An 18,979-nucleotide genomic window follows, 5' to 3' on the forward strand; every position below is an offset into this window, starting at 1 on the left:
CGAATTTCTGATCGCCCAGGGTGTCAAGGGCTCGCGCATCTCCTCCATCGCCTATGGCAAGGAACGCCCGGCGGCGCTGTGCGATGCCGAGCAGTGCTGGTCGCAGAACCGCCGCGCCGTCACCGTCATCACCGGCGGCGCAAAATAATGACAGTGGCTGGCCGCACGGCGCAAAGCCATCGGCCAAGCCTCAATTTCACCGCGATTCCGGTTCAGTTGCGAGGCTGAGAAGAAAAATCCGCCCCTCGAGAGGTCCGCTGGGTGAAAATCATGCTGAAGTTCGTGCAGTCTTCCGCCGCCGCCGCCGCACTCGTGGGCATTGGCCTCCTGTCTCCCGCCATGGCGCAGAGCGCTTCCGAAATGGCGGTACGCGTGCAGCAATTGGAAGAGCAAATCCGCCAGCTTACCGGCCAGGTGCAGGAACTTTCTTTCGAAGTGAAGCAGCTCCGCGCAGACGGCGCTGCCGCCCCGCGGCAGAGCGGCGCCGCCCAGCCGCTGAAGGCCGCCGCACCGCTTGCCACAGCGGCGCCCCAGCCCGCACCGGCGCCTGAGCCCAGCCAGCAGAAGCGGCTCGCCGCGGCCTCGGCCGGAGCCCCGATCCCCGACAGCAACGGGGTTGCAACCATCGAGCAGGCGCCGCTCAACGCGCCCGAACAGACCGCCACTGCAGTTGCCGCCATGCCGCCGGTCGCCTCCACCGAGACCGTCCAGCAGGACGTGCCGGGGGCCGCGCCTGCCGCAAGGGTGTTCGGCGCTCTCGACAATGCCGCCGCCCAGCCCAACGACGGCGGCTTCCAGGGCCAGGTCCTGGTGCCGCCCTCCCAGCAGGAACCGGGCGATGACTATGGGCAGCAGGGTGCTGCCGCGCAGCCCGCCACCGGTGACGATTCGATCGAGACCGTGTCGCTCCAACCCGATGCGGCAACCCAGACAGAGACGCCCGAGTCGCTCTACGAGCGCTCCAACGAGAGCCTGCTGCGCCGCCAGTACGGCGATGCCGAGGCCGGATTCTCAACCTTCCTGTCGAAGTATCCCGATCACAGCCTGGCGGGCAGCGCGCAGTACTGGCTGGGCGAAACCTATTACGCCCAGAACGACTACCAGCGCGCCGCCGCGAATTTCCTGCAGGGCTACAAGAAGTATCCGGCCAGCCGGCGCGCGCCGGACAGCCTGCTGAAGCTCGGCATGTCGCTCAACCGCCTCGGCCAGGGCGATCAGGCCTGCGCCGCCCTGGCCGCCGTCAGCGCCGAGTATCCGAAGGCGGCGGATGCCCGCAAGCGCGCCCAGACTGAAGCCAAGCGCGTTGGTTGCGCCTCCTGAGATTCCGGCTGACTTCTCGGGCCTCAGGCCGGAGCGCCACGTGGCGCTGGCCGTATCCGGGGGATCCGATTCGACTGCACTGATGCGCCTCGCGGCGGACTGGGCCCGGATCAACCATCCGGGCCTTAAGCTGTCGGTGCTCACCGTCGACCACGCCCTGAGGCCCGAAGCGGCGGCTGAGGCGGCTTGTGTCGGGCAGTGGGCGGCTGGGCTCGGCCTTCCTCACCACGTTCTGCACTGGACGAAGCAGCCGAAGCCCGCCACAGGCCTGCAGGCGAAAGCGCGCGGCGCGCGCTACGGGCTGATGTCGGACTGGTGCCGCGGCCACGGCGCCACGGCGCTTCTCACCGCCCACACGCTCGACGACCAGGCCGAGACGGTGCTGATGAGGCTCGCCCGCACCATGAGCCCCGAGAGTCTCGCCGGCATCCGCCTCAATGGCGGATGGGATGGGCTGCCGCTGCTGCGCCCGCTGCTCCGCGCCAAACGGCAAGCCCTGCGCGGCTGGCTCGCCCAGCTCGGCCAGCCGTGGATCGACGATCCGTCGAATGAGGACACCCGTTTCGAGCGCGTCCGGGCGCGCCGCCGCCTCGCCGCCTTAGGCCCCGAAACCGCCGCGCGCCTCGCGGCGCTGGCGGATCGAGCCGCGGCGGCCGCAGCGCTTCTGGAGCGCACGGCGCGGCGGTGGATTGCCTTTTTCCTTCACGAGCATGAAGCCGGCATCTGTCACCTCGCGCGGGATCGGTTCCAGCGCCTGCCGGAGGCCCTTCAGGAACGCATCCTCAGCATCGTCATTGAGCGCTATGGTGGGGGACAGGAAGCGCCTGACGGCGACGAGCTGCAGCGAATCGCGCGCTGGGCGGCTACGGAGGAGGGGCCGGTGCGTTGCACGCTCGCCGGCGCCCTGCTGGGCCGTCGGAAATCCAGCTTCTGGGTAACGCGTGAGGCGGCGCGCATCGAGGCCGTCACCCGGATCGTGCCTCATACCGGCAAACTGTTGTGGGATAACCGTTTTTTGGTAGAAGCCGCGCCAGGCGCGCAGGTGACTCCGACGGCATCGCGCAAGCTGCCGCCCATTCCCGGAGTTCCCGTCTATGCGCAGCGCGCCTGCCCCTGGGTCGAGCAGCCCCCGGAGGGTCCGCCGCCGCGCAGTTGCTTTCTGAGGCTCAACACGCAAGGATGAGCGATTTACCGGAAGGCCATTCTTGGAAATACTTCCGCGCCAGCCTATGTTATCGGACAGTCTGAAATTCGAGCTGCCGTCCGTCCCCCGGGCCGGGTTGCCATCTGTGAGGATCACGTGAACCAATTCCGCAATTTCGCCGTCTGGATCGTCATCGCGCTGCTGCTCTTCGCGCTGTTCAGCGTGTTCCAAGGCCAGGTCCGCAGCCCGTCGAGCTCCGAGCTCAGTTATTCCGAATTCCTTCAAAAAGCGAATTCCGGCGCCATCCAGTCGATGGTGATCACGGGGGACAATATCACCGGCAAGCTGTCCGACGGCAGCACGGTCTCGACCACCGGTCCGCTGCTCGAATACCAGCTGAAGGAACTGAGCAGCAAGAACGTGTCGATCACGTTCCGCACCGCGCAGAACGACTCGCTGCTCACCAATGCGCTGGTCTACTGGCTGCCCATGCTGCTGCTGATCGGGGTGTGGGTGTTCTTCATCCGCCAGATGCAGTCGGGCTCCGGCAAGGCCATGGGTTTCGGTAAGTCCAAGGCGAAACTCCTGACCGAGCGCCACGGCCGCGTGACCTTCGAGGATGTGGCGGGCGTCGAGGAGGCGAAGGACGACCTCGTCGAGATCGTTGACTTCCTGAAGGACCCGCACAAGTTCCAGCGCCTCGGCGGCAAGATTCCGAAGGGCGCGCTGCTCGTGGGTCCTCCCGGCACCGGCAAGACGCTGCTCGCACGCGCCATCGCGGGCGAGGCGAATGTGCCCTTCTTCACCATCTCGGGTTCTGATTTCGTCGAAATGTTCGTGGGCGTCGGCGCGTCGCGCGTGCGTGACATGTTCGAGCAGGCGAAAAAGAACGCACCCTGCATCATCTTCATCGACGAAATCGACGCCGTGGGCCGCCATCGTGGCGCGGGCCTCGGCGGCGGTAATGACGAGCGGGAGCAGACGCTGAACCAGCTGCTTGTCGAGATGGACGGCTTCGAGGCGAATGAGGGCGTGATCCTGATCGCCGCCACCAACCGCCCGGACGTGCTCGACCCTGCGTTGCTGCGCCCCGGCCGCTTCGACCGCCAGATCGTGGTGCCGAACCCGGATGTGCAGGGCCGTGAGAAGATCCTGAAGGTCCACATGCGCAACGTGCCGCTCGCGCCCGATGTCGACGCCAAGACCATTGCGCGCGGCACGCCGGGCTTCTCCGGCGCCGATCTTTCGAACCTCGTCAACGAGGCCGCGCTTCTCGCCGCGCGCCGCAACAAGCGAATTGTCACCCAGGCCGAATTCGAGGAAGCCAAGGACAAGGTGATGATGGGCGCCGAGCGCCGCTCGCTGGTCATGTCCGAGGACGAGAAGCGCAACACCGCCTATCACGAGGCGGGCCATGCGCTGGTCGCCATGAACGTGCCCAAGGCCGACCCCGTGCACAAGGCGACCATCATTCCGCGCGGCCGCGCGCTGGGCATGGTGATGCAGTTGCCCGAAGGCGACCGCCTGTCGATGAACTATACCCAGATGACGTCGCGGCTTGCCATCATGATGGGCGGCCGCATCGCGGAGGAGATCACCTTCGGCAAGGAGAACGTCACCTCCGGCGCCCAGTCCGACATCGAGCAGGCGACGCGGCTCGCCCGCGCCATGGTCACCCGCTGGGGTTATTCGGATGAGTTGGGCACGGTCGCTTACGGCGAGAACCAGGAAGAGGTGTTCCTTGGCCACTCCGTGTCACGCACCCAGAACATCTCGGAAGAGACCGCACAGAAGATCGACCAGGAAGTGAAGCGCCTCGTGTCCAATGGTCTTGACGAGGCGCGCCGGATCCTGACCGAGAAGAACCATGATTTGGTGACGCTGGCCCAGGGCCTTCTCGAATACGAGACGCTGTCGGGCGAGGAGATCAAGAACCTGCTCGCCGGCACGCCACCCAAGCGCGACGATGGCGATGCCGGCAAGAAGGGCGCGAAGGCAACGTCCTCCGTTCCGGCCACGGGCCAGCCCAAGGCCGGAGGCGCGGGCGGCATGGAACCGCAGCCGCAGGCGTGATGAGCCGGCGCTACACAAGGCCGGCCGGGCTCGTCTACGGGTCCGACGCCCGGCAGCTGATCAAGGAAGGCCGCGGAGCATCGCTCGGCGGCCTTTCCGCAATCGCCTATACGCTGGTGGAGGAGATCGCGCGCGGAGGCGCGGAGGCGAGCCGGCGCTTCGCGCCAGGCACGCTTCCCAGACAGACGGTGGTGCCCCCCTTCCTCTCCACCGGGCGGCCGCTGATCATGGGCATTGTCAACGTGACGCCCGACAGCTTCTCGGACGGAGGGCTCAATGCCGAGGCTGAGCGCGCCATCGCCCACGGCCTGCAGCTGGCGAAAGACGGCGCCGATATTCTCGACGTCGGCGGCGAATCGACCAGGCCCGGCTCTGAAGGCGTTCCGGAGGCGGAGGAACTCCGCCGCGTCCTGCCCGTCATCGCGGCGCTCGCGGCGCAGGGATTCACGGTGTCGGTCGATACGCGCAAAGCCAACGTCATGCGCGCGGCCATCGATGCCGGCGCGAAGATCGTCAATGACGTCGCCGCCCTCACCTATGAGCCCGCGGCGATGCAGGCGATGGCGGAGGCCACCTGCCCCGTCATCCTCATGCATGCCCAGGGCGACCCCAAGACCATGCAGTTGAGCCCGCAGTATGACGACGTGGCGCTCGACGTCTTCGATTGGCTGGAGGCGCGCATCGGGGCCTGTATCGCGGCGGGCATCGCGCGCGAGCGCATCGTGGCGGATCCGGGGATCGGTTTCGGCAAGAGCTTCCGTCACAACATCGACGTGCTGCGCCAGTTCACGCTCTATCATGCGCTCGGCGTTCCGCTTCTGATGGGGCTTTCACGCAAGGGTTTCATCGGCGCGCTGACCGGCGAGAAGCACGCGGGAAACCGCGTCAATGGCTCGGTGGGCGGCGCCGTCTGGGCGGCGCTTAACGGAGCGCATATTCTTCGCGTGCATGATGTGAAAGCGACGGTGGAGGCGCTGGCCGTGGCAGGCGCCGCCGCCGATCCGGACCAGAGCGGACTCTAAGCAAGGCAGGGGATTTTCCATGGCGCGCAAGTATTTCGGAACCGACGGCGTGCGCGGCCGCGCCAATGCCGGCGCCATGACCGCCGACATGGTGCTGAAGACCGGCATGGCGGCCGGCAACCTCTATCGCCGCGGCAGCCACCGCCACCGCGTGGTGATCGGCAAGGACACGCGTCTGTCAGGCTACATGATCGAGAACGCGCTGGCCTCCGGCCTGCTTGCCGCCGGCATGGACGTGTTCCTGTTCGGACCCGTTCCGACGCCGGCGGTCGCCATGCTCACCCGCTCCATGCGCGCCGATCTTGGCGTCATGATCTCCGCCTCGCACAATCCTTTTTCCGACAACGGCATCAAGATCTTCGGGCCGGATGGCTTCAAGCTGTCGGACGCGCAGGAGCTTGAGATCGAGCGCATGATGGATGATCCGTCGCTGATCAGTTTGGCGCCGCCCGAGGCAATCGGCCGCGCCAAGCGCATCGAGGATGCGCAGGCGCGCTACATCGAATTCGCCAAGCGCACCTATCCGAAGGACATGACGCTCGACGGCCTTCGCGTCGTCATCGATAGCGCCAATGGCGCTGCCTACAAGGTGGCGCCCACCGCGCTGTGGGAACTGGGCGCCGAGGTGATCGAGATCGGCAGTGAGCCCAATGGCCTCAACATCAATGACGGCTGCGGTTCCACGCATCCCGAAACCATGTGCGCCAAGGTCAGGGAGCTGCACGCCGACATCGGCATCGCGCTCGATGGCGACGCCGACCGCGTCATCATCGCCGACGACAAAGGCCAGGTGGTGGACGGCGACCAGCTGATGGCGCTGATCGCCACCTCATGGGCGAAGCGCGGCGAGCTGCGCGGCGGCGGCCTCGTGGCCACCATCATGTCGAACCTCGGGTTGGAGCGTTATCTGGCGGACCACAAGCTGACGCTGGCGCGCACCAGGGTGGGCGACCGCTACGTGGTGGAGCATATGCGCGGCCATGGCCACAATGTGGGCGGCGAGCAGTCGGGCCATATCGTGCTGTCGGACTTTTCGACCACCGGCGATGGCCTTCTGGCCGCGCTGCAGGTGCTGGCGGAAGTGAAGCGTCAGGGCAAGCCGGTGAGCGAGGTGTGCAACCTGTTCACGCCGCTGCCGCAGGTTTTGAAAAACGTGAAGTTCAGGCAGGGCGCGCCGCTGCAGGACAATGGCGTGCGCGCGATGATCGCCGAGGCCGAAGCGCGGCTCGGCAATTCCGGCCGCCTTGTCGTCCGGCCGTCCGGAACCGAGCCGGTGATCCGCGTGATGGCGGAAGGCGACGACGAGGGCCTGGTGGTCAGGATCGTCGACGAACTCTGCGGCGCCATCGCCAAGGCTGCGGCTTGAAGCGCCGGGCGGTCAATCGAAACCATCCCGTTCCATGTGGCCGCCCGATGCTCCGGCGAGCGGGAAAAAGCGCGCGGTCATCTCTTCGGGAAGCCGCTTCGGCCGGCCTTGGCCATCAACCAGCGCCACGGTCACGGCGGCCCGAAACAGCAGCGCGCCATCGCGCGTCACGTCCTGCGCGATTTCGATGCGCGCTCCTGTCATGCCGATGAAGCGCGTGCGCACCTCGAGCAGGTCGTCAAGCCGCGCCGGGCGCAGAAAGTCGCAGACCATGCGGCGGACCACGAAATTCAGGTTCTCGAACTGCGACTGGCTGATGCCCAGCAACCTGAGGCAATCCGAGCGGCCGCGCTCGCAAAACGCCACATAGCGCGCGTGATAGACCACGCCGCCGGCATCGGTGTCCTCGAAATAGACGCGCACCGGCAGCAGATGGGCGCCATCGCGGAAACAGCCGGACACACCGGGCCAGGCCTCAGCCATCGGCCCCGTCCAGCGGCAGCACGCCCTGCATGATCTCCGGCCGCTGCGGAATGGCAAGGCCCAAATGCCGGAAGGCGTGCGGCGTCAGCAGCCGCCCGCGCGGCGTGCGGTTAAGGAAACCAAGCTGCAGCAGATAAGGCTCCACGATGTCTTCCAGCGCGTCGCGCGCTTCCGACAGCGAGGCCGCAATGGTGTCGATGCCCACCGGCCCGCCCGCGAAATTCACGGCGATGCAGGAGAGATAGCGGTGGTCGAGCGCATCGAGGCCCTTGGCGTCAACATCGAGCGCCGAGAGCGCCCGGCCGGCGAGCTTGGCGTCAATCACCTCGGCGCGGGCCACGGCGGCAAAATCGCGCACCCGGCGCAACAGCCTCCCGGCGATGCGCGGCGTGCCGCGTGCCCGCCTGGCGATTTCCCGCGCCCCCTCCTCCGCGATCGCCATCCGCATCACGCGCGCCCCGCGCTTCACGATCTCGAGCAGCTCTTCCTCGGTGTAGAAATCGAGCCGCACCGGAATGCCGAAACGGTCGCGCAGCGGCGTGGTGAGGAGGCCCGTCCGCGTGGTGGCGCCGACGAGGGTGAACTTGGCGAGGTCGATCTTCACCGAGCGCGCGGCGGGCCCCTCGCCGATGATGAGGTCGAGCTGGAAATCTTCCATCGCCGGATAAAGCACTTCCTCCACGGCCGGATTGAGCCGGTGGATCTCGTCGATGAAGAGCACGTCACGCTCCTCGAGATTGGTCAAGAGTGCGGCAAGGTCGCCCGCCTTGGCGATGATGGGGCCGGAGGTGGACTTGAAATTGACGCCCAGTTCGCGCGACATGATCTGCGCAAGCGTCGTCTTGCCCAGCCCCGGGGGGCCTGCGAACAGCACATGATCCAGCGCCTCGCCCCGCGCCTTCGCCGCCTCGATGAAGATGCGCAGGTTCTGCTTGGCCTTGGATTGGCCGATGAATTCCTCGAGCCGCTGCGGGCGCAGATGCGTGTCGATCGCGTCTTCCGGCGTCTTGCCGCGCTCGCGGATCGGGTTCGTCATGACAGGGCCAGTTCCTTCAGCGCCAGCCGGATCAGTTTCTCCGTAGGCTGATCATCGCCGGCCTTCTTCATCGCGGTCGAGACGGCAGCACCCGCCTGCGCCTGGCCATAGCCAAGATTGACGAGAGCGGAGACCGCATCGGCCGCCGCCGTGGGCCGCGGCGCATCCAGCTCGGCGGCGAGCTTCGAGACGTCCTGCGGCAGCGGTGCGAAGGCCGGCGTCTTGTCCTTCAGTTCCAGCACGATGCGCTCGGCGAGCTTCTTGCCCACGCCATTGGCCCGCCCGATCATCGCCTTGTCCTGCAGCGCGATGGCATTGCCGATCTCGGCGGCGGAGAGGGTCGAGAGAATGGCGAGCGCCACCTTGGTGCCCACGCCCTGGACGGATTGCAGCAGCCGGAACCATTCGCGCTCGTTCACGGTGGCGAAGCCCACAAGCCGGATCATGTCCTGGCTCACCAGCATCTCGGTGTGGATCTCGGCGAACTCGCCCTGGCCCGGCAGGGCGGCCAGCGTCTTGGACGAGCAGGCGACGTGATAGCCCACGCCATTGACGTCGATCACCAGCCAGTCGGCGCCCGCAGCATCGATCCGGCCCTTCAGCTTCGCAATCATGCAAGCGCCCTCATCGCATCCGTGCTACTGGCAACGCTGGAACAAGTCAAGAACGCGCCAGCACATCGGCCAGCCGCTGCGCGCCGCGGTAGTGGGCATGGCAGATGGCCACTGCCAGCGCGTCGGTCGAATCCGCGCTGCGCATGCGGGCCTTGGGCAGCAGCAGCTTGACCATGTGCTTCACCTGGTCCTTCCCGGCATGGCCCGCCCCCACCACCGCTTTCTTCACCGTGTTGGGCGCATATTCGGCCACCGGCAGCTTCAGCATGGCGGGCGCCAGCATGAGAACGCCCCTCGCCTGCCCCAGCTTCAGCGTGGCGCGCGCATCGGTGTTGACGAAGGTTTCCTCCACCGCCGCCTCGTCAGGCTCGAACTCCCTCAGAATATCGATCAGCTGCGCATGAAGCTGCAGCAGCCGCTCCGCCAGCGGGGCATCGCCATCCGAATGGATGGCGCCATCGGCGACATAGGCGAGCCGGGAGCCCTCCTGGGAGATGACGCCCCAGCCGGTGTTCCTGAGGCCGGGGTCGATGCCGATGATTCTGACCATCGGCGCAGACTACATCATTCCCCGCCGAGCTTCGCCATCACCTCGTCGGGAATGCCGGCGTTGGAGAACACGATCTGCACGTCGTCGTCCTCGTCCAGCGCATCGACGAGCTTCATCAGGCTTTCGGCCTTTTCCTGGTCGACCGGGGCCATGGTCTGGGGCTTCCACACGATCTTGACGGAGGCCGCCTCGCCGAATTTCCCGGCGAGCACGGACGAGACCTCGCCGATCGACTCGAAGGAGCAGGTGACGGTGTGGCCGGTCTCGTCGGACACCACGTCGTCGGCGCCGGCATCGATCGCCGCTTCCAGCATCGCGTCACCTGACGCTTTCGCCGCCGGATAAACGATCTCGCCCACGCGCGCGAACATGAAGGCCACCGAGCCCGATTCACCCAGGTTGCCGCCGAACTTGGCGAACAGCGAGCGGACGTTGGAGGCGGTTCGGTTGCGGTTGTCGGTCAGCGCCTCGACGATGACGGCAACGCCACCCGGGCCATAGCCTTCGTAACGGACATTGTCGTAGTTCTCGGAGTCGCCGCCCGACGCCTTCTTGATGGCGCGCTCGATATTGTCCTTGGGCATGCTTTCGGCCCGCGCGTTCTGGATCGCAAGGCGCAGGCGGGCATTGGCATCGGGGTCCGGCAGGCCCGCCTTGGCGGCCACGGTGATTTCGCGCGACAGCTTGGAGAAGATCTTGGCGCGCACCGCGTCCTGCTTGCCCTTGCGGTGCATGATGTTCTTGAATTGCGAATGGCCGGCCATTGAACCCCCGGATCGGATGCGAAATGTATCGGGCCGCCTTATAGACAGGCAACCCACACGGAAACAAGGCCGCTTAACCTTCCTTTAAGTCCGCCCGGCCAAGCTCTTCGCGTCAGGTGTGTGGAGTTGGCAGGAATGAAGGCTGGACGCGGAATGCTGAATGAATTGTGCTTTGCGGCGGAGGGCCTGTCGGGAACCGCGGCGGCAACCTCTCTGCGGAAGCTCTGCTCGATCATGGAGGCAGCGCCCTCCGGCCGCCTGTTCGGCGCCATTTCGACTCTCTCGGACATGTCCGCCAAAGCCGCGAAGGCGCTGGAAGACGGCGCCGGCAGCATCGGCCGGAACGACGGCAACGCCGCCGCTCGCATTGGCGAAGCGCTCCTGCACATGGACGGTCTGGCGGAAATGGCCGACGATGCCCACACTCCGGTCGCGGACAAACGCAGCGCGGCGCGGTGATGAATGTCTTCTCCCGCTTCTTCAGCGGGAGAGGACGTCGCCCCTCAGTTCGGCGCCACGCCCCTGAGCCGCTCGGACCTGCGCCGGAGCAGTTCCAGCGTCACCAGCATCGCGGTGGAGATCAGCACCAGCACGGTTGCGGCCGCGGTGATCGTGGGCGAGATCATCTCGCGGATGCCGGAGAACATCTGGAGGGGCAGCGTGCGGTCCTCTGGGCTCGCCAGGAACAGCACAACCACCACCTCGTCGAAGGAGGTGACGAAGGCGAAGAGCGCGCCCGAAATCATGCCCGGCAGGATGAGCGGCATCACCACGCGGAAGAACACCGTGTGCGGCGCCGCCCCGCAGGAGGCGCCCGCCCGCATCAGCGTCTTGTCGAAACTCGACAGCGTTGCCGTAACGGTGATCACCACGAAGGGGGTGGCTAGGGCGGTATGCGCGAGGATGATGCCGAGCCTGGTGCCCACCAGGTCGAGCGAGGCATAGAACTTGAACATGCCGACGGCCGAGATGATGACCGGCACGATCATCGGCGAGATGAGGATCGCCATGATCGTCGCCTTGGCGGGGAAATTGGCGCGGGAGAGGCCAAGCGCCGCCAGCGTTCCGAGGAAGGTGGCGAGGATCGTCGTGGCGATGGCGACGAGGAAGCTCATCTTCACAGCGCCCGACCAGCGCGGGTTGAAGAAGAAGTCGTTATACCATTTCAGCGAAAAGCCCGGCATGGGATAGGTGAAGAAGCTTTCCGAGTTGAATGACAGCGGCATCACCGCGAGAATGGGCGCGATCAGGAACAGCAGCACGAGGGCCACGAAGACGCGCACCGCGTAATACATGATGGTTTCGCCGCGGGTGTAATAGGCGGGAACGGCCATGGCGATCAGCCCAGCTTCATGCGGTCGATGCCGACCAGCTTGTTGTAGACGTAGTAAAGGATCAGCGTCGCGGTGAGCAATATGACGCCGAGTGCCGAGGCCTTGCCCCAGTTGTTCTCTGAATTGATGGCGCGCTCGATGAAGCCGGAGATCATCTGGTCCGTCGGGCCGCCGACGATGGCCGGCGTGATGTAGTAGCCGAGGCACAGGATGAACGTGAGAAGGCAGCCCGCCGCGACACCCGGCAGTGTCTGCGGCATGTAGACCCGGATGAAGGAATAGAACGGCGTGCCGCCCAGCGACTTCGCCGCGCGCATGTAGGTGGGCGAGATGGTCTTCATCACCGAATAGATCGGAAGCAGCGTGAAGGGCAGCTGGATGTGCGTCATCGCCACCACGGTCGCAAAGCGCGTCTTGAACAGCTGCGGCTCGCCATTGAGCACGCCGATGAGGTTGAGAAACCAGGTGATGCCGGTCAAATGCAGGAGCCCGGCGAACACGCCGCCATCGGTCATCAGCACCATCCAGGCCGTGGTGCGCACCAAGAGCGAAGTCCAGAACGGCAGCAGCACGAAGATCATCAGGATGGAGGCCGTGCGCTGCGGCGAGGTGGCGAGCAGATAGGCCACCGGATAGCCCAGCACCAGCGTGAGCAGCGTGACGAGCAGCGAGATGCCCAGCGTGCGCGCCAGGATGCTCTTGTAAATGGCGCGGTCCGCCGGCACCGCCTCGATTGAGCCATCGGGATTCTGACGCAGGTCCAGCATGGAGAGAATGTAGAAGGGCGTGTAGTCGGAGGCTGAGCGCTTGATGGTGGCCCAGGTCTCGGGTTCGCCCCACACCTTGTCGATGGCGATCACCTGGTCTCTATAAGGCGCGGCCTCGATGGACCCGATCTTGCGGCCCGTTGCCACCACCTTGGAGCGGATGCCGGACATTTCATAATTCAGGCGCTTGCCGATCAGCGCCGTCTGTTTGTTCCGCTGGGCTTCCTTCATGTCGGCCACGAAGGCGGCGAACACCTCTTCGGGGGGCAGGTCCTTGCCGTCCCAGCTCTTCAGGGCCACCACAGTCTGCGGCATGTTCTCCGCCACGTCCGGATCATAGACGGAGTTGTAAAGCATGATCAGGATCGGCACGACGAAGGAGAAGATGATGAAAGCGAAGAGCGGCAGCACCAGCGCCATGGCCTTGAGTTTTTCGGCGCGCTCGGCGCGGGCCAGCGCAACTTTCAGCGGCGTGCCGTCGGCGGCGCGCATCACGCCATCGTTGGGGAGTGCCTGGGCCATGGCCATGCCGGTTCGCCTTGGTGCGGATCATCACGGGGCCGGGGAGGAGAAGCCTCCTCCCCGGCTGTGATTCTGATGCTTACTGGGCGAGCCAGGCGTTGAAGCGCTCGCGCAGCTCGTCGCCCTTGTCACCCCAGAACTGCGGGTCCGGATAGAACACGGTCTTGAGATTGTCCGGCGCCGAGGGCAGGTCCGGCAGGATGGCCGGGTCGATCAGCGGGGCCGAGTCCTTGTTGGCCGGGCCGTAGGAGATCCACTTGGTCTGGTCCGCCATGCGCTGCGGGTCCGACGCGAAGGTGATGAAGCGGTAGGCGCCATCGATCTTCGGCGTGCCCTTGGGGATCGCCCACCAGTCCCAGTCCGGAGCCTGGCGGTCCCAGATGATCTTGAAAGGCTTCTTGTCGGTCTTGATGGCGTTGTAGAAGCGTCCGTTCCACGACGTGGCGAAGACCACCTGGCCGTCGGCCAGAAGCTGCGGACCCTGGGCGCCCGATTCCCACCAGATCACGTCCTTTTTGATGGTGTCGAGCTTCTTCAGGGCGCGTTCCACGCCCTCGTCCGTGCCGAGCACCTTATAGACGTCGGCCGGGGCCACGCCGTCGGCCATCAGCGCCCATTCGAGGTTGACGAAGGGGCTCTTCTGCAGGGCGCGCTTGCCGGGGAACTTCTTGGTGTCGAACAGCGCCTCGAACAGATCGGCCGGGGCCTGGGTCTTCGACGTGTCATAGGCGGCGACCGTCGAATACAGGATGTTCGGCACGGCGCAGTCCGTCACGTCGCCACCGATGAACTTCGACTTGTCGAGGCCGAGCTTGCCCCAGTCGATGGTCTCGAAGGTGCCTTCGGCGCAGCCGGCAAGTGCGGTCTGCGTGTCGACGTCGACAACATCCCAGGTCACGGCCTTGGCTTCGACCATGGCGCGGATCTTGGCGATTTCACCGTTGTATTCGGCTTCCGTCACCTTGTTGCCGGCGGCGACAAAGGGGGTGAAGAAGGCATTGCGCTGGCTTTCCTGGTAGGCGCCGCCCCAAGAGGTGATGGTGAGATCGTCGGCCGCCAGGGCCTGGGCAGCGCTGAGCGCCGAGCCGGCCAGCAGGGCCGCGCCGAACAGAGTAGCAAATTTCTTCATACGACAGCTTCCTCCAGTGTGCCGGTCAGCGCCGGCTTGTTGAAACGGCGGGGAGGATGCGTAACCGCCGCTGCCCCGCGTTCCGCGGATCACAGCGTTGGTTTCCTCCCCATTTTACGCTTGTTTTCGGTGAGGCGGCGCTGCCCGCAACCCTGTGCGGAACGCCGGTCAGCCCGTTTTTTTATAAGCGCTGCAAAATATACTAACGGCTTTTCGCGTCGCGTCACTAGAGTTTTTTTACTGGCAAGCGGGAAATTGCGTCATCCCTCAAACGTCCCATTCCTCCACCAGAGCGGGGGATAGGCGGCCGCCGATGCGGAGGGGAGCGATCATTTTCGCCAGTCCCGTGCGGTCATCCGTCTCCACTGCCACGCCCGCCACGGTCGCGGGCCCCTCTGCGGGGCGCAGGCGTTCCACTGGCAGCTTGCGCAGGAAGCGCTGCAGGGGCTCGGCCTTCTCCATGCCGATGACCGAGTCATAATCGCCGCACATGCCGGCATCGCTCATATAGGCGGTGCCGCCCGGCAGGATCTGGTGGTCGGCGGTGGGCACATGGGTGTGGGTGCCGGCCACGAGGCTGGCGCGTCCGTCGCAGAAATGCCCGAAGGCCATCTTCTCCGAGGTCGCCTCGGCGTGGAAGTCGATCAGCACCGCGTCACAGCCCCGGCCCAGCGGGCAGGCCTCGAGTTCCCGGTCGACGGCGGCGAAGGGGTCGTCCAGCATCGGTTCGATCATCACCCGGCCCATGGCCTGCATGACCAGCACGCGCTTGCCCGTGGCCGTGTCGATCAGCGCCGCCCCCTGGCCAGGGCAGCCCCTGGGCCAGTTCACCGGCCGCAGCAGGTTGGGGTAGCGCTCGATGAAGATCAGCGCCTCGCGCTGGTCGAAGGAATGGTTGCCCAGCGTCACGGCGTCGGCCCCCGCCGCAAGGAAGCCCAGAAAGATCTCCTCTGTGATGCCGAAGCCATGCGCCGCATTCTCGCCGTTCACCACCACGAGGTCGGGGCGGTAGCGCTCCTTCAGCATGGGTAGCTCGCGCGCCACCGCGTCGCGCCCGGACCGGCCCACCACGTCGCCCAGGAAGATCAGGCGCATCGGAAGGTCTCCTGCTCGGTCATCACATAGTCGAGCGGCGCATCGTGGAGGCCTGCCGGCGCCTCCTCCACCATCTGCGCCTGATAGGCCACGCCGACCGCCACCACCTTCTTCAGTGCACGGAGCTTTTCCAGCGTGCGGTCATAGAAGCCGCCGCCATAGCCGAGCCGGAAGCCCCTGCGGTCGAAGGCCAGCATCGGCACCAGCAGCACGTCGGGCATCACCTCGGGCGCCGAGTCAAGCGGCGCCGGAATGTCCCACGCCCCCGGCGCCAGCGGGCCGCCGGGCGTCCACTCCCGGAAGATCAGCGGCTGTTCCGCCGCCACCACCACTGGCAGGCAGCTCCGCCAGCCGTCGCGGCGCAACCGGTTCAGCAAGGGGACCGTGGTGATCTCGCTCTTGTAGGGAATGAAGCCGGAGACGATGCCGGAAACGATGCCGATGCCGGGCGGCAGGCCGCGCTCGGCCAGCACGAGACCGGCGCTGTCCTTGAGTTGCTCATGGGCCTCCGCCCGGCGCTTCGATGCGGCGGCGCGCGCCTGGCGCTTCACGTCTGCGATGTCCATCAAATCCCCGGCGAAGAAGACGATCAGAGCGGCGAGCCACCATGGGCCGTGAGTGACGTACGATCCCGGGTCCCTACAAGTGTAGGTGGGCGCCGTTTGGGCAAGGCCACGGCCAAGCCCAGGGACAGCTCCCATTCGGAAACGCATAGGCCCCAGGGAAAAAATGTCAGCTCACGCACCGGGCAGCCCGCCAGGCGCCTATTTAGGTGCGATGGGTGTGAATGTCCATGAAGGAAGCCGTTGCCGGGCGAGAGGCCCTTACTTCCCCAGATGCCGGGCCAGCACCTCGAGGCGCTCGCTCGCCACCATCAGCCGCTCGCCCAGCGTGGCCTGGATCTCGAGGGCCTCCATCTGCGCGGCGTTTCTTGCCTCGCGCAAACCGTCCACCTGCTCCTCAAGCTCGCGGATGCGCTCGATCGCTTCCGACAAACGGTCCGCCACCATCAGCCCCGCCATCACCAGCATGCGGATGTCGCCGACATTGCCGACGCTTGCCTTCACCCGCTGCACTTCGCTGTCGAGAAGCTCCGCAAGATCGCGCAAATGCGGCTCCTCGCCCTCCGGGCATTGCATGGTGTAGGGCCGGCCGTTCACCTGGACGATCACATGCGCCATGCCATTACTCCGGCGTGTTCGAGTGCAGGACGGCCCTGATGCGCGACATGGCCGCGTCGATCTTGCCTGCGGCCGTCTTCGAGGTATCGGCGAGCTCTCCGGCCTTGCTGCGCACGAGGTCAAGCTCATGCGCCAGCCGCGCCCTCTCGCGCTTCAGGGATTCGGTCTCGCTCTCCAGCACCACGATGCGGGCCTGCCCGTCAAAGGTGCCGCCCAACGCCTGCTCGACCCGGCGCAGCGCCGCCTCGAACCTCAGGAACGCCTCATCCAGTTTCTGAATATCCGCCATCAAAGCCTCTGGTATGATTGCAGAATTCCCTGCCTGCTTTCAATGTTCACCATATGCCGTTTGTGCGACTCAGGCAACGCCCTCGAAACCCCGGCGCACAAGATCCGCACAAGCGATGGTTCCAATTGACTCGCGAGGCCAAGGCGCTATCACCACCGGCATTCCTCCAGCGTTCCAAGGGACCCGCCCAGGCCATGACCCATTATTCCACCGAACAGACCCGCCACATGGCAAATGCCATCCGCGCCCTTTCGATGGATGCCGTGCAGAAGGCCAATTCCGGCCATCCGGGCCTGCCCATGGGTGCGGCGGACGTGGCAACCGTGCTGTTCACCCAGTTCCTCAAATTCGACGCGTCCGACCCGCACTGGCCGGACCGTGACCGCTTCATCCTCTCCGCCGGCCACGGCTCCATGCTGCTCTATTCGCTGCTGCATCTGACGGGCTATGCCGACATGACGCTGGAGCAGATCAAGAACTTCCGCCAGATGGGCGCCAGAACCGCCGGCCACCCCGAGTTCGGCCACGCCTCCGGCATCGAGACGACGACCGGCCCCTTGGGCCAGGGCATCGCCAATGCGGTGGGCTTCGCCATCGCCGAGCGCCACCTCAATGCCGAGTTCGGCGACGGCCTCGTCAACCACAAGACCTATGTGCTGGCTGGTGATGGCTGCCTGATGGAGGGTGTCAGCCAGGAAGCCATCGCGCTCGCCGGTCACCTGAAGCTCAAGAACCTCATCGTGCTGTGGGACGACAACGGCATCACCATCGACGGTAAAGTGTCGATGTCGGACTCGACCAACCAGACGGCCCGCTTCGCCGCATCGGGCTGGACCGTCTCCGCCTGTGACGGCCACAACCCGGGCGAAATCGCCGCCTGCCTGTCGGCCGCCCAGCATGCCGGCCGCCCGGTGCTGATCGCCTGCAAGACCACCATCGGTTATGGCGCGCCCACCAAGGCCGGCACCTCGGGCTCGCACGGCTCGCCCTTGGGCCCGGACGAGATCGCCGGCGCCCGCAAGGCGCTGGGCTGGGATTACGAGCCCTTCGTCATCCCCAAAGACCTGATGGACGCCTGGCGCCAGGCCGGTTCGCGTGGGAGCGCCGATCGCGCCGCCTGGACCGCCCGTCTCGCCGCCAGCCCCAAGAAGGAGGAGTTCACCCGCCGCGCATCGGGCAAGCTGCCCGCCGATTTCGACTCGGTAATCGCCGGCTACAAGCAGGAACTCGCCAAGAACCAGCCGGCACTCGCCACCCGCAATGCCTCGCAGAACGCCCTTGACGTGATCAACGCGGCCGTGCCCGAGACGGTCGGCGGCTCGGCGGACCTCACCGGCTCCAACAACACCAAATCGAAGGAGCTGAAGCCCTTCGACGCCCACAACTATGGCGGCCGCTACATCTATTACGGCATCCGCGAGCATGGCATGGCCGCGGCGATGAACGGCATGGCGCTGCATGGCGGCGTCATCCCCTATGGCGGCACCTTCCTGGTCTTCACCGATTACTGCCGCCCGTCGATCCGCCTCTCGGCCCTAATGGGCGTGCGCGCCATCTATGTGATGACGCATGACTCGATCGGCCTTGGCGAGGACGGCCCCACTCACCAGCCGGTGGAGCACCTGGCAGCACTCCGTGTCATCCCCAACCTCGCCGTCTACCGCCCCTGTGACGCGGTGGAGACCGCCGAGTGCTGGCAGCTGGCGCTGAAGGACGAGACCCGCCCCTCGGTGCTGGCGCTGACCCGCCAGAAGCTGAAGCCCGCCCGCATCGCCTATTCGGAAGAGAACCTCTGCGCCCGCGGCGCTTACGAGATCGCCCCTTCCGGCAAGCCCGCACAGGTCGTGATCTTTGCCTCGGGCTCCGAAGTCGAGATCGCCATCGCCGCCAAGGCCAAGCTCGATGCCGCCGGCAAGCCCACCCGCGTCGTCTCCGTGCCGTCCATGGAAAACTTCGCCGCGCAGGACAAGGCCTACCAGGCCAAGCTGCTCGGCGCCGAAAAGCACCGCATCGCCATCGAGGCCGGCGTGCGCACCGGCTGGGACCACTTCATCGGCGCCGATGGAACCTTTATCGGCATGACCGGCTTCGGCGCCTCAGGCCCGGCCGAACAGCTCTATGCGCATTTCGGCATCACCGCCGAAGCGGTGGTGAAGGCAGCAGGCTGACACACAGCGAGGTTCGATGGCCCAGCCCCTCCCCCAGCTCCGTCACCCCTCCCCTCGCGCCGTCACCCCAGCGAAAGCTGGGGTCCAGCTTGGGGCCGCGGACGGAAGCTGGATGCCAGCTT

General features: G+C 66.0%; 19 protein-coding genes, 1 other RNA gene and 1 pseudogene. 8 read left to right on the plus strand and 13 right to left on the minus strand.

Annotated elements, in window-relative coordinates; translation table 11 throughout:
• The 6 genes and pseudogenes from IOC82_RS09285 to glmM form a co-directional block, all read left to right on the plus strand.
• A pseudogene (locus IOC82_RS09285) lies at window positions 1-148 on the plus strand (peptidoglycan-associated lipoprotein); the annotation flags it as partial.
• A gap of 122 nt (window positions 149-270) precedes the next feature.
• Complete coding sequence (gene ybgF, locus IOC82_RS09290; RefSeq protein WP_290545903.1) at window positions 271-1,320, plus strand: tol-pal system protein YbgF; 1,050 nt, start codon at window positions 271-273, stop codon at window positions 1,318-1,320.
• Window positions 1,304-2,503, plus strand: a complete 1,200-nt coding sequence (tilS, locus tag IOC82_RS09295) for a tRNA lysidine(34) synthetase TilS (RefSeq protein WP_290545904.1) — start codon at window positions 1,304-1,306, stop codon at window positions 2,501-2,503. The genes ybgF and tilS overlap by 17 nt, the downstream gene beginning before the upstream one ends.
• Before the next feature lie 117 nt (window positions 2,504-2,620).
• A complete protein-coding gene (gene ftsH, locus IOC82_RS09300) occupies window positions 2,621-4,537 on the plus strand; it encodes an ATP-dependent zinc metalloprotease FtsH (protein WP_290545905.1) in 1,917 nt (638 codons plus the stop codon).
• Complete coding sequence (folP, locus tag IOC82_RS09305; protein ID WP_290545906.1) at window positions 4,537-5,559, plus strand: dihydropteroate synthase; 1,023 nt, start codon at window positions 4,537-4,539, stop codon at window positions 5,557-5,559. The genes ftsH and folP overlap by 1 nt, the downstream gene beginning before the upstream one ends.
• 19 nt (window positions 5,560-5,578) lie before the next feature.
• Window positions 5,579-6,925 carry a phosphoglucosamine mutase gene (gene glmM, locus IOC82_RS09310; protein ID WP_290545907.1) on the plus strand — a complete coding sequence of 449 codons (1,347 nt, stop codon included), beginning with the start codon at window positions 5,579-5,581 and terminating at the stop codon, window positions 6,923-6,925.
• Between the two features lie 12 nt (window positions 6,926-6,937).
• Here the strand turns inward: glmM and ybgC are convergent, their stop codons facing one another.
• The 5 genes from ybgC to IOC82_RS09335 are packed head-to-tail and all read right to left on the minus strand — an operon-like array spanning window position 6,938 to window position 10,372.
• A complete protein-coding gene (ybgC, locus tag IOC82_RS09315; RefSeq protein ID WP_290545908.1) occupies window positions 6,938-7,408 on the minus strand; it encodes a tol-pal system-associated acyl-CoA thioesterase in 471 nt (156 codons plus the stop codon).
• Complete coding sequence (gene ruvB, locus IOC82_RS09320; RefSeq protein ID WP_290545909.1) at window positions 7,401-8,444, minus strand: Holliday junction branch migration DNA helicase RuvB; 1,044 nt, start codon at window positions 8,442-8,444, stop codon at window positions 7,401-7,403. The genes ybgC and ruvB overlap by 8 nt, the downstream gene beginning before the upstream one ends.
• Window positions 8,441-9,058, minus strand: coding sequence for a Holliday junction branch migration protein RuvA (gene ruvA / locus IOC82_RS09325; protein WP_290545910.1), 618 nt, complete (start codon window positions 9,056-9,058; stop codon window positions 8,441-8,443). Before ruvA ends, ruvB begins: the two co-directional genes overlap by 4 nt.
• Before the next feature lie 46 nt (window positions 9,059-9,104).
• Entirely contained in the window at window positions 9,105-9,608 is a 504-nt protein-coding gene (gene ruvC, locus IOC82_RS09330; RefSeq protein ID WP_290545911.1) for a crossover junction endodeoxyribonuclease RuvC, read from the minus strand.
• 14 nt (window positions 9,609-9,622) lie between these two features.
• Window positions 9,623-10,372 carry a YebC/PmpR family DNA-binding transcriptional regulator gene (locus tag IOC82_RS09335; RefSeq protein WP_290545912.1) on the minus strand — a complete coding sequence of 250 codons (750 nt, stop codon included), beginning with the start codon at window positions 10,370-10,372 and terminating at the stop codon, window positions 9,623-9,625.
• 153 nt (window positions 10,373-10,525) lie between these two features.
• Between IOC82_RS09335 and IOC82_RS09340 the strand changes: the two genes are divergently transcribed.
• Window positions 10,526-10,831, plus strand: coding sequence for a hypothetical protein (locus IOC82_RS09340; protein WP_290545913.1), 306 nt, complete (start codon window positions 10,526-10,528; stop codon window positions 10,829-10,831).
• Between the two features lie 44 nt (window positions 10,832-10,875).
• Here the strand turns inward: IOC82_RS09340 and IOC82_RS09345 are convergent, their stop codons facing one another.
• From IOC82_RS09345 to IOC82_RS09380, 8 genes are all read right to left on the minus strand, one after another.
• On the minus strand, window positions 10,876-11,667 hold the full coding sequence (locus tag IOC82_RS09345; protein ID WP_290545938.1) for an ABC transporter permease: 792 nt from the start codon (window positions 11,665-11,667) through the stop codon (window positions 10,876-10,878).
• 44 nt (window positions 11,668-11,711) lie between these two features.
• Window positions 11,712-13,001 carry an ABC transporter permease gene (locus IOC82_RS09350; protein WP_290545914.1) on the minus strand — a complete coding sequence of 430 codons (1,290 nt, stop codon included), beginning with the start codon at window positions 12,999-13,001 and terminating at the stop codon, window positions 11,712-11,714.
• Window positions 13,002-13,074: 73 nt separating this feature from the next.
• Window positions 13,075-14,124, minus strand: coding sequence for an ABC transporter substrate-binding protein (locus IOC82_RS09355; protein ID WP_290545915.1), 1,050 nt, complete (start codon window positions 14,122-14,124; stop codon window positions 13,075-13,077).
• 267 nt (window positions 14,125-14,391) lie between these two features.
• Window positions 14,392-15,219: a TIGR00282 family metallophosphoesterase gene (locus IOC82_RS09360; protein ID WP_290545916.1), complete on the minus strand. Its 828-nt coding sequence runs from the start codon at window positions 15,217-15,219 to the stop codon at window positions 14,392-14,394.
• Entirely contained in the window at window positions 15,210-15,785 is a 576-nt protein-coding gene (locus tag IOC82_RS09365) for a 5-formyltetrahydrofolate cyclo-ligase (protein WP_290545917.1), read from the minus strand. The genes IOC82_RS09360 and IOC82_RS09365 overlap by 10 nt, the downstream gene beginning before the upstream one ends.
• 29 nt (window positions 15,786-15,814) lie before the next feature.
• Window positions 15,815-15,977: non-coding RNA, 6S RNA (ssrS, locus tag IOC82_RS09370), on the minus strand.
• Window positions 15,978-16,043: 66 nt separating this feature from the next.
• Window positions 16,044-16,400: a cell division protein ZapA gene (locus IOC82_RS09375; protein WP_290545918.1), complete on the minus strand. Its 357-nt coding sequence runs from the start codon at window positions 16,398-16,400 to the stop codon at window positions 16,044-16,046.
• A 4-nt stretch (window positions 16,401-16,404) separates the two neighbouring features.
• Complete coding sequence (locus IOC82_RS09380; RefSeq protein WP_290545919.1) at window positions 16,405-16,689, minus strand: DUF4164 family protein; 285 nt, start codon at window positions 16,687-16,689, stop codon at window positions 16,405-16,407.
• A 194-nt stretch (window positions 16,690-16,883) separates the two neighbouring features.
• On the opposite strand from IOC82_RS09380, the gene tkt reads away from it, so the two are divergent.
• Entirely contained in the window at window positions 16,884-18,857 is a 1,974-nt protein-coding gene (gene tkt / locus IOC82_RS09385) for a transketolase (RefSeq protein ID WP_290545920.1), read from the plus strand.
• Window positions 18,858-18,979: the final 122 nt, after the last annotated feature.

This window comes from Aestuariivirga sp., from assembly GCF_020252395.1.
In the GTDB taxonomy this organism is placed as follows: domain Bacteria; phylum Pseudomonadota; class Alphaproteobacteria; order Rhizobiales; family Aestuariivirgaceae; genus Aestuariivirga.